Origin of the sequence: Caldimonas tepidiphila, from assembly GCF_003569765.1 — a bacterium.
In the GTDB taxonomy this organism is placed as follows: Bacteria; Pseudomonadota; Gammaproteobacteria; order Burkholderiales; family Burkholderiaceae_C; genus Caldimonas; species Caldimonas tepidiphila.
Window position 1 is genome coordinate 50,627 of record NZ_QXMG01000001.1, and the last position, 14,218, is coordinate 64,844.

The 14,218-nt window shown below is 71.6% G+C and carries 15 protein-coding genes and 2 riboswitches; of the genes, 12 read left to right on the forward strand and 3 right to left on the reverse strand.

Translation table 11 applies throughout. From position 1 onward, the window contains the following. Positions 1–34: 34 nt before the first annotated feature. Positions 35–138, reverse strand: a riboswitch (TPP riboswitch). 168 nt (positions 139–306) lie between these two features. From D3A59_RS04435 to D3A59_RS04490, 12 genes are all read left to right on the forward strand, one after another. Then, on the forward strand, positions 307–1,767 hold the full coding sequence (locus tag D3A59_RS04435; protein WP_119153690.1) for an aminotransferase-like domain-containing protein: 1,461 nt from the start codon (positions 307–309) through the stop codon (positions 1,765–1,767). A 49-nt stretch (positions 1,768–1,816) separates the two neighbouring features. Then, positions 1,817–2,059: riboswitch (cobalamin riboswitch) on the forward strand. A gap of 399 nt (positions 2,060–2,458) precedes the next feature. After that, the gene (locus tag D3A59_RS04440; RefSeq protein WP_119153691.1) at positions 2,459–3,082 is read left to right on the forward strand and encodes an energy-coupling factor ABC transporter permease; all 624 of its coding nucleotides are present in this window, start codon (positions 2,459–2,461) and stop codon (positions 3,080–3,082) included. Further along, a complete protein-coding gene (cobM, locus tag D3A59_RS04445) occupies positions 3,079–3,924 on the forward strand; it encodes a precorrin-4 C(11)-methyltransferase (RefSeq protein ID WP_119153692.1) in 846 nt (281 codons plus the stop codon). The genes D3A59_RS04440 and cobM overlap by 4 nt, the downstream gene beginning before the upstream one ends. After that, on the forward strand, positions 3,921–4,952 hold the full coding sequence (locus D3A59_RS04450) for a sirohydrochlorin chelatase (RefSeq protein WP_119153693.1): 1,032 nt from the start codon (positions 3,921–3,923) through the stop codon (positions 4,950–4,952). The genes cobM and D3A59_RS04450 overlap by 4 nt, the downstream gene beginning before the upstream one ends. After that, positions 4,949–5,683, forward strand: coding sequence for a precorrin-8X methylmutase (locus D3A59_RS04455; protein WP_119153694.1), 735 nt, complete (start codon positions 4,949–4,951; stop codon positions 5,681–5,683). Before D3A59_RS04450 ends, D3A59_RS04455 begins: the two co-directional genes overlap by 4 nt. Then, the gene (locus D3A59_RS04460) at positions 5,680–6,786 is read left to right on the forward strand and encodes a cobalt-precorrin-5B (C(1))-methyltransferase (protein WP_119153695.1); all 1,107 of its coding nucleotides are present in this window, start codon (positions 5,680–5,682) and stop codon (positions 6,784–6,786) included. Before D3A59_RS04455 ends, D3A59_RS04460 begins: the two co-directional genes overlap by 4 nt. Continuing rightward, a complete protein-coding gene (gene cbiE, locus D3A59_RS04465) occupies positions 6,779–8,101 on the forward strand; it encodes a precorrin-6y C5,15-methyltransferase (decarboxylating) subunit CbiE (protein ID WP_119153696.1) in 1,323 nt (440 codons plus the stop codon). The genes D3A59_RS04460 and cbiE overlap by 8 nt, the downstream gene beginning before the upstream one ends. Then, positions 8,098–8,904 carry a precorrin-2 C(20)-methyltransferase gene (cobI, locus tag D3A59_RS04470; RefSeq protein ID WP_119153697.1) on the forward strand — a complete coding sequence of 269 codons (807 nt, stop codon included), beginning with the start codon at positions 8,098–8,100 and terminating at the stop codon, positions 8,902–8,904. The genes cbiE and cobI overlap by 4 nt, the downstream gene beginning before the upstream one ends. Further along, complete coding sequence (locus tag D3A59_RS04475; RefSeq protein ID WP_119153698.1) at positions 8,897–9,652, forward strand: cobalamin biosynthesis central domain-containing protein; 756 nt, start codon at positions 8,897–8,899, stop codon at positions 9,650–9,652. The genes cobI and D3A59_RS04475 overlap by 8 nt, the downstream gene beginning before the upstream one ends. Then, entirely contained in the window at positions 9,649–10,062 is a 414-nt protein-coding gene (locus D3A59_RS04480; protein ID WP_119153699.1) for a cobalamin biosynthesis protein, read from the forward strand. The genes D3A59_RS04475 and D3A59_RS04480 overlap by 4 nt, the downstream gene beginning before the upstream one ends. Continuing rightward, positions 10,055–11,080, forward strand: coding sequence for a precorrin-3B C(17)-methyltransferase (cobJ, locus tag D3A59_RS04485; RefSeq protein WP_240635938.1), 1,026 nt, complete (start codon positions 10,055–10,057; stop codon positions 11,078–11,080). The genes D3A59_RS04480 and cobJ overlap by 8 nt, the downstream gene beginning before the upstream one ends. Further along, entirely contained in the window at positions 11,077–11,427 is a 351-nt protein-coding gene (locus D3A59_RS04490) for a (2Fe-2S) ferredoxin domain-containing protein (protein ID WP_119153701.1), read from the forward strand. The genes cobJ and D3A59_RS04490 overlap by 4 nt, the downstream gene beginning before the upstream one ends. Before the next feature lie 13 nt (positions 11,428–11,440). On the opposite strand, the gene urtE is transcribed toward D3A59_RS04490, so the two are convergent. Genes urtE through urtC form a run of 3 tightly spaced genes read right to left on the reverse strand, consistent with a single transcriptional unit; the run spans position 11,441 to position 14,162 of the window. After that, positions 11,441–12,154: an urea ABC transporter ATP-binding subunit UrtE gene (gene urtE / locus D3A59_RS04495; protein WP_119153702.1), complete on the reverse strand. Its 714-nt coding sequence runs from the start codon at positions 12,152–12,154 to the stop codon at positions 11,441–11,443. A gap of 11 nt (positions 12,155–12,165) precedes the next feature. After that, complete coding sequence (gene urtD, locus D3A59_RS04500; protein ID WP_119153703.1) at positions 12,166–13,041, reverse strand: urea ABC transporter ATP-binding protein UrtD; 876 nt, start codon at positions 13,039–13,041, stop codon at positions 12,166–12,168. Continuing rightward, on the reverse strand, positions 13,038–14,162 hold the full coding sequence (gene urtC, locus D3A59_RS04505) for an urea ABC transporter permease subunit UrtC (RefSeq protein ID WP_119153704.1): 1,125 nt from the start codon (positions 14,160–14,162) through the stop codon (positions 13,038–13,040). Before urtC ends, urtD begins: the two co-directional genes overlap by 4 nt. Positions 14,163–14,218: the final 56 nt, after the last annotated feature.

The window sequence follows — 14,218 nt, forward strand, 5'->3', positions numbered from 1 at the left end:
CTGAGGCGGGCCAGGACGGCCCGCGGGAGGGAATGAGGGAACGGACGGCTCTTCTTCCGCCGGTATGAACCGGTTCAAGTTCGCGGGTTCGGCTTCACCATCTCAGCCCACACCATGTGGACACCCCGGAGCGGTGCGCAGTGTCGCGCCGCCGCTTGCCTGCCGTCAAGCCCCCCGGGGAGCCCCGGGCATCACAGATACAGCGCTTACACGCCGTTCCCGGTCTGTTGCGGCCGCACTCGGCCCGATCTGTACCGGTCGGAGGCCGCGGCGCAGTGCAAGAATGGGGTTCACGGAGAACCACTCATGGACAGCGCCCAGCCCCTGTACCTGCAACTCGCCGAACGCATCGGCGCGCTGGTGCGGACGGGCGCGCTCAAGCGCGGCGACCGCCTCACCTCGGTGCGCGAGATGGCGCGCCAGCAGTCAGTCTCGACCTCCACGGTGCTGCAGGCCTACCGGCACCTGGAGGACGCGCGGCTGATCGAGGCGCGGCCGAAGTCGGGCTACTTCGTCGCGGCCACGCGGGCCTCGCGCGCGCCGGTGCCCGAGCCGGACCTGACGCAGCCGCCGATCGACTCGAACTCGGTGGACGTGAGCTGGATGGCCGAGCGGGTGTTCGCCGCCGCCACCGACCCGGGCTACATCTCCTTCGGCGCCGCCTGCCCGAGCGGCGAGCTGTTCCAGCTCGACCGGCTGCACCGTGCCGTCACGCGCGCCGCGCAGCGCCACCGCGCCTCGCTCGGCCGCTACCCCTTCGCGCCCGGCATCGAGCCGCTGCGCGAGGCGGTGGCGCGGCGCGCGCTCGGCATGGGCTGCCAGCTCGACCCGCGCAACCTGCTGATCACCAACGGCTGCCTCGAGTCGATCAGCCTGTGCCTGCGCGCGGTGACCCAGCCCGGCGACATCGTCGCGCTCGAGTCGCCCACCTACTTCGGCTTCCTGCAGATCCTCGAGAGCCTGCACCTGCGCGCGCTCGAGATCCCGACCCATCCGCGCACCGGGCTGTCGATCCCGGCGCTCGAGTTCGCGCTCGACACGCAGCCGGTCAAGGCGGTGCTCGCGGTGCCGACGCTGTCCAACCCGATCGGCGCGACGATGCCGCTGGCCGAGCGCCGCCAGCTGGCCCGCCTGATGAGCCAACGAGGCATCCCGCTGATCGAGGACGTGCTCTACAACGACCTGCACGGCCGCGAGGGCCGCCGCGCGGTGAAGTCCTTCGACACCGAGGGCCACGTGATGATCTGCGGCTCGTTCTCGAAGACGGTGGCGCCCGGCATCCGGCTCGGCTGGGTCGAGGCCGGGCGCTGGACCGCGCAGGTGCGCCGGCTCAAGGCCGCGCTCGCCGGCGGCCACACCGAGCTGATCGAGCTCGCGATGGCCGAGGTCCTTTCCACGCCCGGTTACGAGCCGATGCTGCGCCAGCTGCGCACGACGATCGACGCGCGCGTCGAGGAGGCGCGGCGCCTCGTCGGCGAGAGCTTCCCGGCCGGCACGCGCGTCACCGACCCGGCCGGCGGCTTCATCCTGTGGGCGGAGCTGCCGCCCGAGGTGAGCTCGGTCGAGCTGTTCCAGGCCTGCCTGCGCGAGCGCATCTGCATCGCGCCCGGGCCGCTGTTCACCGCGACGCCGCGCTACCGCAACTGCGTGCGCCTGGGCCTCGGCGGCGCCTGGGGCGACGTGCAGAAGGACGCGCTGCGGCGCGTCGGCGCGATCGCGCAGGCGATGCTGAAGTCGGCGCGGCGCAGCGTGGAGTGCGCTGCCTGAACCCCGCCGGTGCGGGCGGGCCCCGATTCCGGGGGCGTGCACTCGTGATACGCTTCGCGGGCTTTCAGGTGCTCATCCGCCGCATTCCACGGACGGAGAGTTAAACGGGAAACCGGTGCGCGCCGCGTCCACGGACGCGCGCAATGCCGGTGCTGCCCCCGCAACGGTCGGCAAGCCACAGACCAGCCACACAGCCACTGGGTGCCCAGCACCCGGGAAGGCGCTGGTCCTGGGAACGCTTTCGCGCTCCCGGCTTGCGAGCCCGGATACCGGCCTGGAGATGTTGGTGCTGGCGCTGCGGAGGGCAATGCCGGGTCCGTGACCGGCTGCCGTTGCGCCCGTCCGACCCGCCCCTCCTCCCGCCCGCATCGCCCTGTGGTCATCGCCGCACGTGGGGTGCGGCCCGGAGGAACTCTTGTCCCGATCTGCCCGTGGCGACACGGCGAGCCTGCCGCGTGCCGCACGCCCCTCGCATGCATGCGTCCTGCCGGCCGCCCCTGCTCCGCAGCGGGCCGACGCACTGCCGCGTCGGCGCCCGCCTTCCGCGCCCCCCGCTCGCCTCGCCGACCGCCTCGACCTGCCCCGTTCGTGCAGCCGCGTCCCGTGCCGCGCCATCGCGCGCCGGCGCAAGGCGCACGCCGCTTTCCCCGCAGTCCCACCCCTTTCCCACCGATCCTGACAGGAGCTCTCCATGCACATCGAACCCGGCCTGTTGTCGCAAGCCAAGATCCTCGCCGCCGGCGTCGCCGCCTCGGGCCTCTATGCTGCCTATGCGCCGCAGTTGCTGAAGGCGCCCGCGCAGTGGCTGCGCACGCTGCTGGCGGCCGCCGCCTTCACGCTGCTGATGCAGTCCTGGTCGCTGCCGGTGGGCCCGTCGGAGCTGCACCTCGTCGGCGCGATGCCGATCTACCTCGCCTTCGGCTTCCTGCCCACCCTCTTCGGCTTCGGCCTCGGCCTGCTCGCGCAGGGCCTGCTGTTCGAGCCGCAGGACCTCGCGCACCTGGCGGTCAACGCGCTGACGCTCGCGGTGCCGCTGGTCGCGCTGCACGCCACGCTGGGCCAGCGCATCCAGCGCCTGAGCGTCGCCAACGTCCTGAAGCTCGACGCCGCCTACTACGCCGGCGTCACCGCGATGGTCGGCTTCTGGCTGCTGAACGGCATGGTGGCGACGCCGGTGGCCGAGTGGGCGCAGTTCGCCGGCGCCTACCTCGCCGTCGCCGCCGTCGAGCCGTTCGTGACGCTGGCGGTGCTGGCGCTGGTCACCCGCGCGCGCCGCACCCGCGTCGGCGCGCTGTGCTTCGCCGCCCGCGGATGAACGACGTGACGAACGCCGCCGACGCGCGCCGGCCGGGCACCGTCTGGTTCGTCGGCGCCGGCCCGGGCGACCCGGACCTGATCACAGTGAAGGGCCGCGCGCTGATCGAGCGCGCCGGCGCGGTGCTCTTCGCCGGCTCGCTGGTCAGCGAGGCCGCGACGCGCTGGGCGCCGCCGGGCTGCGAGATCGCCGACTCGAAGGACATGACGCACGAGCAGATCGTCGCGTGGCTGATCGATCAGGCCTCGCGCCACGAGACGGTGGTGCGGCTGCAGACGGGCGATCCGGCGCTCTACGGCACGCTCACCGAGGCGGTGCAGCCGCTCGACGCCGCGGGCATCCCCGTCGCGGTGGTGCCGGGCGTGTCCTCGGCGCTCGCGTCGGCCGCCGCCGCGGTCGAGAGCCTGACGCTGCCCGAGGTGACGCAGAGCGTGATCCTCACCCGCGTCGAGGGCCGCACGCCGATGCCCGAGGGCGAGTCGCTGGAAGAACTCGCCCGCCACCACTGCACGCTGTGCATCTTTCTCTCCATCACGCTGCTGCACAAGGTGACGGCGGCGCTCGAATCTGCCGGCTGGTCGCCCGACGCGCCCATCCTCGTCGTGCACAAGGCCAGCTGGCCGGGCGAGGAAAAGATCATCCGCGGCACGCTCGCCGACATCCGCGCCCGGGTGCGCGAGGCCAAGGTGGTGAGCCAGTCGATGATCATCGCCAGCCCCGCGCTCGGCGCGCGCCACTGGCCCGAGCTGAAGAAATCCAAGCTCTACGACGCGGCCTTCACGCACCGCTTCCGCCGCGCGAGCGCCCCCAGCGCAAGCACCCCCACCGAGGAAACCCCATGACCGACACCATCCTGCTCGTGGGCCACGGCTCGCGCGAGACCTCGGGCAACGCCGAGATCGAGACCTTCGCCGACCAGTGGCGCACGAAGCACCCCGACTGGCGCATCGAGGTCTGCTTCATCGAGTTCGCCGAGGTGATGCTCGACGCGGGGCTCGCGCGCGCGGCGGCCGGCTCGCGCCGCGTGCTCGTCGTGCCGCTGATCCTCAACGCCGCGGGCCACGTGAAGATGGAGATCCCCGAGCACATCGAGGAAGCGCGCGCCGCGCACCCGGGCGTGGAATTCCTCTACGCGCCGCACCTCACCGCCTGCGACCCGATCCTCTCCATATTGAAACGCCGGCTGAGAAAGGCGATGGCCAGCCTCGACATGCCCGACCCGACCACCACCGGCGTGGTGCTGCTCGGCCGCGGCTCCTCGGACCGGCAGGCCAACGGCGAGGTCGCGAAGATGGCGCGCTGGCTGATGGAGGAGAGCGACCACGAGCTGGTGGACATCGCCTTCACCGGCATCACCTGGCCGCGGCTGGAGCGCGCGGTGCAGCGCCAGGTGCAGCTCGGCATGACGCAGGTCGTCGTGCTGCCCTACTACCTCTTCACCGGCACGCTGATCCAGCGCATCGGCCGTCAGGTCGAGAACCTGAAGCAGCAGTACCCGCAGGTGCGCTTCGCGAGCAGCAGCTACTTCGGCTTCGAGCCCGAGATTTTCAGTTTGCTCGACGAGCGCGTGAACGCGCTGCGTGCGGGCAAGGCCGGCGCCGCGATGGAGTGCGACGGCTGCAAGTTCCGCGAGTTCGCGCAGGAGCACGGGCTGGGGCACCACCATCACGGCGACGAGCATGCGCATGGCCCCGCCCACGCCCCTGCCCATGTTCACGTCCATGCGCCCGCAGCCCCTGCGCACGGCGCGGCGGCCTGCGGAGCAGCCGCCGCGTGCGGCCACGCCGGTCCCGGCTGCGGGCACGGGCACGATCACGCGCATGACCACGATCACGACCACGCGCACCCTCACGCCCCCGCCACCGCATGAGCACGCCCGCCCTCCCCGCCGCGGTTGACACCGCGGCCAACACCGTCACCGAGCAGCTCACCGCCGCCGGCCGCGCGATCGAGCACGACTCCTTCGCGGTCATCGACCGCGAGGTCGGACCGCACCGCTACGACGCCGGGCAGTGGCCGGTGGTGCGGCGCATGATCCATGCCAACGCCGACTTCGACTTCAACGGCCTGACCGACTTCCACCCGCAGGCGGTCGAGGCCGGCATCGCCGCGATCCTGCGGCGCGGCACGCCCGTCGTCGCCGACGTCGAGATGATCTGCGTCGGGCTGTCGGCGCCGCGCCTCGCGCACTTCGGCATGAGCACGCACCAGTACATCAGCGACGCCGACGTGATCGCCGACGCGCGTGCGCAGGACACGACGCGCGCGGTGCAGGCGATGCGCAAGGCACACCGGCTCGGCAGACTCGACGGCGCGATCGTCGGCATCGGCAATGCGCCGACGGCGCTGATCGAGCTGGTGCGGCTGATCCGCGAGGAGGGCGCGCGCCCGGCGCTGGTGGTCGGCATGCCGGTCGGCTTCGTGTCGGCGGCCGAATCGAAGGACCTGATGGCCGAGGTCGCCGAGGTGCCGTGGATCGTGATCCGCGGCCGCAAGGGCGGCTCGACGCTGGTGGTCGCGGCGATCCACGCGCTGCTGGGCCTGGCCGAGGCGCGCGAGAAGCAGGTCGAGGCGGCCGTGCGGGAGCCCGCGCGGCCATGATGGAGAAGACGCAGCGCAAGGGCACGCGCACCGGCTTCACGACCGGCGCCTGCTCGGCCGCCGCGGCACGCGCCGCCGCGCTCGGGCTGGTGAGCGGGCGGGTGCCGGACGCCGTGGACTGCCTGCTGCCCAACGGCCAGACGGTGCGCTTCGCGGTGGCGGACGGCCGCTGCGACGGCACGCATGCGCACGCGATGGTGATCAAGGACGCCGGGGACGATCCGGACTGCACCGACGGCGCGCACCTGACCGCCGACCTGCGGCTGCTGCCCGAGCGGCCCGGCGAGGTGCTGCTCAAGGGCGGCGAAGGCGTGGGCACCGTGACGCTGCCCGGCCTCGGGCTCGAGGTGGGCGGCCCGGCCATCAACCCGGTGCCCCGGCGCAACATCGAGGACAACGTGCGGGCCGCCGCCGCGCCGCTGCTCGACGACGCGGGGCTGGAGGTGACGATCTCGGTGCCGCAGGGCATCGAGATGGCGAAGAAGACGCTCAACGCGCGGCTCGGCATCCTCGGCGGCATCTCCATCCTCGGCACCACCGGCATCGTCAAGCCCTACTCCACCGCCGCCTACCGGGCCAGCGTGGTGCAGGGCGTCGAGGTCGCCGCCACCCAGGGCCACGGCACCGTGGTGCTGACCACCGGCGGGCGCACCGAGAAGTTCGTGATGCAGGAGCTCGCGCACCTGCCGCCGCCGTGCTTCGTGCAGATGGGCGACTTCCTGCGCTACGCGCTCGACACCGCGGTGCAGCACGGCCTCCGGCAGGTCGTGATCGGCGCGATGGTCGGCAAGCTCACGAAGATCGCGCAGGGCGAGACGATCACGCACGCCAACCGCGCCGAGGTGGACACCGGGCTGCTGGCGGAACTCGCCACCGGCATCGGCGTGCCCGCCGAGGTCTGCGCCGAGATCGCCGCCGCCGAGACCGCGCGCTTCGCGAGCGAGCGCATCGAGGCACTCGGTCTTTCACATGCTTTTCACCATGCCCTCGCGCAGCGCGCGATCCGCACCGTGACCCAGCGCTATCCCGGCCGTTTCCACATGCGCGTGCTGGTCTGCGATTTCGACGGCCGCAAGATCGCCGAGGCTTCCTCCGATGACTGAAGAACACCAAGACACCCGCCCGCCGCGCTGCCGCATCGTCGGCGTGCTCGACGACGGCGCGGCGAGCCTCGGCCAGGCAGCGCGCTCGGCGCTCGCGCAGGCCGACCTCGTGATCGGCGCGCCGCGCACGCTCGCGCTGCTCGAACGCGACATCTCCCCCGAGGCCGAGAAGCGCGAGCTCGGCGCGCTCGCCGCGGTGGTCGAGGGCGTGCGCGAGGCGCAGATGCGCGGCCTGCGCTGCGTCGTGCTCGCCACCGGCGACCCGCTGTGCCACGGCATCGCCGCCTACCTCGCCTCGCGCCTGTGCCTCGACGCGATCGAGGTGCTGCCCAACGTCTCGACGATCCAGCTCGCCTGCGCGCGCGTCGGCATGAGCTGGCAGGACCTGAGGATCGTCTCGATCCACGCGAAGGACGCGGGCGAATGGAGCGTCGGCGCCGACGCGCGCCACGGCCTCTACGCGCTGGCGCAGGCGCTGCGCCACAACGACCGCCTCGCGGTGCTGACCAGCCCCTTCAACACGCCCCAGCGCATCGCGCGGCTGCTGCTCGCCGAGGGCCTGGCCGGCGACTTCCGCATGGCGGTGGCCGAGCGGCTGTGCCAGCCGCAGGAGCGCATCCGCGCGGACCTCGACATCGCCGAGGCTGCGGAGACCGACTTCGCCGACCCGAACGTGGTGCTGCTGTGGCGCGACGCGCCGCGGCCGCGCCCGGTGCGCTTCGGCCTGCCCGACGCGGCGTATGAACAGCGCCAGCCCGACAAGGGCCTGATCACGAAGTGCGAGGTACGCGCGGTGTCGCTCGCGCGGCTGCAACTGCGCGAGGACAGCGTCGTCTGGGACATCGGCGCCGGCTCCGGCTCGGTGGGCCTGGAGGCGGCGCGCCTGTGCCCCCAAGGCCATGTGTACGCGATCGAGAAGAACGCGGACGACGTGGCGATCGCGGGCCGCAACCGCACGGCCTTCGGCTTGAGCAACCACACGCTGCTGCACGGCAAGGCGCCCGAGGGCCTGGAGCAGTGGCCCGACCCGGACGCGGTCTTCGTCGGCGGCTCGGGCGGCGAGCTCGCCGACTTGATCGCGCTGTGCCTGCGCCGGCTCAAACCCGGCGGCTGGCTGGTGATGAACTTCGTGACCCTGGAGAACCTCGCCGCCGCGACCGTGGCGCTGAAGGCCGCGGGCGTCGTCTGGGACGTGCTGCAGCTGCAGGCCGCGCGCAGCAAGCCCATCCTGCACATGCACCGCATGGCGGCCGAGAACCCGGTGTGGATCGTCTGCGCGCAGGCCGGCGCGAACTCCGAAGGAGACCCCGCATGAACACCCCACCGCTCGGCCGCCTCTACGGGGTGTCGCTCGGCCCCGGCGACCCGGAGCTGATGACGCGGCGCGCCTGGGCGCTGCTGCAGCGCAGCGACATGGTCTGGACCTGGCCGGTGCGCAGCACGAAGTCCGAGAGTTACGCGCTCGACATCGCGACGCGCGCCGGGCTCGTGCCGCCCGCGCGCCACGCCGCGCTGCTGTTCCCGATGACGCACGACGCCGAGAAGCTCGCGCGCCACTGGCTGCGCGCGGCCGAGACGGTGCTGGAGCTGCTGCAGGGCGGGCAGGACGTGCTCTTCCTGGTGGAGGGCGACGCCTCGACCTTCGCGACCTTCGGCTACCTCGCGCGCACGCTGCGCGGCCTCGCCCCCGAGGTGGAGGTCGAGGTGGTGCCGGGAGTGACCTCCTTCATCGCGTCCTGCGCCGAGCTGCGGTGGCCGCTCGCCGAGCAGGACGACACGGTCGCGATCGTGCCGGCGGCCTACGGCGTCGGCATGGTCGAGCGGCTGCTCGACGACTTCGACACGCTGGTGCTGATGAAGGTGAAACCGCTGCTCGACGACCTGATCGGGCTGCTGGAGCGCCGCGGCCTGATCGAGCACACCTGCTTCGTCGAGAAGGCCGGCTCGCCCGTCGAGCGCGTGGTGCGCGACGTGCGCACGCTGCGCGGCGAGAAGGTGAACTACCTGTCCCTGCTGATCGTAAAGAACCCGGCGCGCGTGCGCGGCGAGCGCGTCAAGGGCTGCAAGAAGAAGACGAGCGAGCCGGCAGTGGCCGGGGAAGAGGAAATCCATGAGTGAGAACCACGGCAGCCCGGTGCGCGTCGCGCTGGTCGCGATCACGAAGCACGGCGCGCAGCAGGCAGCGCAGCTTGCGCGCGCGCTGCCGCAGGCGGCGATCTGCAGCGCGGCGAAGTTCGCGCCGGCCTTCGAGGGCCTGCCCAACCAGCTTCGCTCTTACGAGGGCGCGCTGCGCGACGAGATCGGACCCCTCTTCGAAGCCTACGACCAAATCGTGTTCTTCGTCTCGCTCGGCGCGGTGGTGCGGCTGATCGCGCCGCACCTGAAATCGAAGGACGAGGACCCGGGCGTGATCGTCGTGGACGACGCCGGCCAGTTCGTGATTCCCGTGCTGTCGGGCCATGTCGGCGGCGCCAACGCGATGGCCGAGCAGGTCGCGGCGCTGATGCGAGCCACGCCGGTGCTGACCACCGCGTCGGACGTCGGCAAGACGATTCCGGTGGACATCCTCGGCCGCGAGCTCGGCTGGCGCGTCGAGGCGCCGAAGCTCAACGTCACGCGCGTGTCGGCCCATGTCGTCAACGGCGAGCCGATCGCCGTGGTGCAGGAGGCGGGCAGCCCGCACTGGTGGACCCGCCCCACCCCGCTGCCCGCCAACATCCATCTTTTCAACAGCTTCGCCGACGTGGACCTCGGCCGCTTCGCGGCGGTGCTGTGGATCACGCACGCCGAGATCGACGCGGCGCGCTGGCAGCAGCTGCACGAGCGGCTGGTGGTCTACCGCCCGCCGCAGGAAGCCGCCGCATGAGCGCACGCCTCCCCGGCGTCGCGCTCGGCATCGGCTGCGACCGCGGCACGCCGCTCGCGACGCTGCAGGCCGCGCTCGACGAGGCGCTCGCACTTGCAAATCTCACCCGCGCCGACGTGCGCGCGCTCGCGAGCATCACCCTCAAGGCCGACGAGGCCGGGCTGCTCGCGCTCGCGCAAGCGCACGGCTGGCCGATCACCTTCTACCCCGCCGAGCAGCTCGCCGAGGTGCCGGTGCCGAACCCGTCGGAGACCGTGCGCCGCCACACCGGCACGCCCTCGGTGTCCGAGGCCGCGGCGCTGCTCGCAGCCGGCGCCGGCATCGACGCGCTGCTGGTCGAGAAACACCGCCACCGCGGCCCAGACGGCCGCAACGCCACCGTCTCCATCGCAAGGATTCCCCATGACTGACTCTTCCGGCGCCGTCTCCGGAGCCCCCGCCACCGCCCCGCTCGGCAAGATCATGCTGGTCGGCATCGGCCCCGGCAGCACCGAGCACATGACGCAGCGCGCCCGCGACGCGATCGCCGAGGCCGACACCATCATCGGCTACGTCACCTACATCAAGCTCGTCGCCGACCTGATCGGGGGCAAGGAGGTGATCCGCAAGTCGATGACGGAAGAACTCGACCGCGCGATCGAGGCCTACGAGCGCGCCAAGGCCGGCAAGAAGGTGGCGCTGGTCTCCTCGGGCGATGCCGGCGTCTACGGCATGGCGGGCCCCACCTACGAGGTGCTGTTCCAGGCCGGCTGGACGCCCGACTCGGGCATCGAGGTCGAGATCGTGCCCGGGGCGTCGGCGCTCAACAGCTGCGCGGCGCTGGTCGGCGCACCGCTCACGCACGACTTCTGCGCGATCTCGCTGTCGGACCTGCTCACGCCCTGGCCGGTGATCGCGCGCCGGCTCGACGCGGCGGCCGCCGCCGACTTCGTCGTCGCGCTCTACAACCCCAAGAGCGGGCGGCGCACGCGCCAGATCGTCGAGGCGCAGCGCCTGTTTCTGCGCCACCGCCGCGCCGACACGCCGGTGGCCATCGTGAAATCCGCCTACCGGCGGCGCGAGCGCATCGAGTTCACGACGCTCGACCGCATGGCCGAGGCCGACATCGGCATGCTGTCCACGGTGCTGATCGGCAACAGCAACACCTTCGTGCGCGAGGGCCGCATGGTCACGCCGCGCGGCTACGCGAACAAGTACGAGCTCGACAACGGCGGCGCGACGCGCGAGGGCGAGAAGCGCGGCCGCTCGCTCTCGACCGGCCTGCTCGGCTGGATCGAGGGCCTGCGCGAGGACCTGGCCGCCGGCGAGAGCCTCGCGGCGCTGGCCGAGCGCCACCGCCTGCCCGCCGACTACCTGGAGGCGGTGCTCGCCGACACCGACACTGGCGAGGACACGCCATCGACCGAGGAAGCGGGAGCCGAGGCGTGAGCGTGGCTGAAAAACCGAAGATCGGCGCCTACCGCCGCCACCTGCTGGTCTGCACCGGCCCGCGCTGCACGCAGGCGGGCGAGTCGCAGGCGCTGTTCGACAGCCTGGGCGAGAAGTTCAAGGCCGCGGGGCTGAACGACGGCGAGCTGCGCGTGAAGCGCAGCCGCGTGAGCTGCTTCGCCGCCTGCAAGGGCGGCCCGGTGATGTGCGTGCAGCCCGACGGCACCTGGTACTACGACGTGACCCCCGCGAACATGGACCGCATCATCGCCGAGCACCTCGTGGGCGGGCGGCCGGTGCAGGAGCTGGTCTTCCACCAGGGGCCGGGCGGCTGCGGCGGGGACTGAATCCCGCCCCCGCTCAGATCGACATCAGCTGCCGCACGCCGTCGGCTTCCATGTCGCGGCCGTGGCCGCGGCGGATCACCTCGCCGCGCTCCATCACGAGGTACTGGTCGGCGAGCTCCGCCGCGAAGTCGTAGTACTGCTCGACCAGCACGATCGCCATGCGGTCCTTGCCCGTGCCGTCCAGGCCCTCGTCCGCGAGGCGCCGGATCACGCGGCCGATGTCCTTGATGATGCTCGGCTGGATGCCCTCGGTCGGCTCGTCGAGCACGAGCAGCTTCGGGCCCGCGGCGAGTGCCCGCGCGATCGCGAGCTGCTGCTGCTGCCCGCCCGAGAGGTCGCCGCCGCGGCGGTGCAACATCTGCTTCAGGACCGGAAACAGCTCGAAGAGCTGCGGCGGGATCGGCGTGCTGCCGCTCTTGTAGGCCAGGCCCATGCGCAGGTTCTCCTCGACCGTGAGCCGGCCGAAGATCTCGCGGCCCTGCGGCACGTAGCCCACGCCCTTCCTGACGCGCTCGTAGGGGCTGTCGCGCGTGATGTCGCCGCCGTCGAGTTTCACCGTGCCGGTCTTCACCGGCACCACGCCCATCAGGCTCTTGAGCAGCGTCGTCTTGCCGACGCCATTGCGGCCGAGGATCACGGTGACCTCGCCGGCCCTCGCGTCCAGGCTCACGTTGCGCAGGATGTGCGAGCCGCCGTAGTACTGGTTGATGCCTTCGATCTTCAGCATGTCGTGCTCCTTCAGCGGCCCAGGTAGACCTCGACGACCTTCTCGTTCGCCTGCACGTCGGCCAGGCGCCCCTCGGCCAGCACGCTGCCCTCGTGCAGCACCGTGACGGTCTTGTGCCCCTCGGTGAGCTGGTCGACGAACTTCATGTCGTGCTCGACCACCACCAGCGAGTGCTTGCCCTCCAGCGCCAGGAAGAGCTCGGCGGTGCGCTCGGTCTCCTCGTCGGTCATGCCGGCCACGGGTTCGTCCAGCAGCAGCAGCTTCGGGTCCTGCATCAGCAGCATGCCGATCTCGAGCCACTGCTTCTGGCCATGGCTCAGCAGGCCCGCGGTGCGCTGCGCCTCGTGCTTCAGGTGGATCAGCTGCAGCGTCTCGCCGATGCGGTCGAGCTGCTCGCCGGAGAGCCGGAAGAAGAGCGATGCGCGCACGCCCCGGTCGGCCTTGAGCGCGAGCTCCAGGTTCTCGAACACGGTCAGCTGCTCGTAGACGGTGGGCTTCTGGAACTTGCGGCCGATGCCGATCTGCGCGATCTCGTTCTCGCGCAGGCGCAGCAGGTCGATGGTCGAGCCGAAGAAGGCCTGGCCCGCGTCGGGCCGGGTCTTGCCGGTGATGACGTCCATCATCGTGGTCTTGCCTGCGCCGTTCGGGCCGATGATGCAGCGCAGCTCGCCGGCGCCGATGTTGAGGCTGAGCTTGTTGAGCGCGCGAAAGCCGTCGAAGCTGACCGTGATGTCGTCGAGGTAGAGGATCGCGCCGTGAGCCACGTCCAGCTCGCCCGGCCGCACCACGCGTCCGTAGCTCGCGCCGGAGGCGCCGGTGGAGGCCGCCTTCCTGCGCTCGTGCTCGGCCAGCGCCTGCGCGCCGGCCTCCATCAGGTCGGGCGTCATGCGTGCTCCTCCTTCTTGAACTTGCGGAACAGGCCGACGATGCCCTGCGGCAGAAACAGCGTCACCGCGATGAAGAGCGCGCCGAGGAAGTAGAGCCAGAACTCGGGAAACGCCACCGTGAACCAGCTCTTGGCGCCGTTGACGAAGAAGGCGCCGACGATCGGGCCGATCAGCGTCGCGCGCCCGCCCACCGCCGCCCACACCGCGATCTCGATGCCCGCGGCCGGCGACATCTCGCCCGGGTTGATGATGCCGACCTGCGGCACGTACAGCGCGCCGGCGATGCCGCACATCACGGCCGAGAGCGTCCAGATCGACAGCTTGTACCAGAGCGGGTCGTAGCCGGTGAACATCACGCGGCTTTCGGCGTCGCGGATCGCCTGCAGCACGCGGCCGTACTTGCTGTTGACGATCCAGCGCGCCATCAGGAAGAAGCCGATCAGGGTCAGGCCGGTGAGCACGAACAGCGTCATGCGCATCGACGGCGTGGCCAGTGGCAGGTCGAGGATGCGCTTGAAGTCGGTGAAGCCGTTGTTGCCGCCGAAGCCGGTCTCGTTGCGGAAGAACAGCAGCATCGCCGCATAGGTCAGCGCCTGCGTGATGATCGAGAAGTACACCCCCTTGATGCGCGAGCGGAAGGCGAAGAAGCCGAACACGAAGGCGAGCAGGCCCGGCACCAGCACCACGAGCAGCATCTGCCCCAGGAAGGAGTCGCTCAGGGCCCAGTGCCAGGGCAGCTCCTTCCAGTCGAGGAAGACCATGAAGTCCGGCAGGGCCGAGCCGTAGTTGCCGTCGGCGCCGATCTGGCGCATCAGGTACATGCCCATCGCGTAGCCGCCGAGCGCGAAGAACAGGCCGTGGCCGAGCGACAGGATGCCGGTGTAGCCCCAGATCAGGTCCATCGCGAGCGCGGCGATCGCGTAGCACATGATCTTGCCGACGAGCGTGACGTGGTAGTCGCTGAGGTGCAGCGCGCTGCCGGCCGGCACCGCGAGGTTCAGCAGCGGCACCAGCACCGTGACGGTGACGAGGGCGGCGAGCAGGCCGCTCCAGCTCTTCGGGCCGAGCAGCAGGCCGCGGCGCGGGCGCAGCGGGACGGGGGACGTGAGAACGGCGCTCATGCGGCGGCTCCTGGTGGGGAAACGGCGAAGGCCGGGAAAAACGGGAGGGGGTGCTT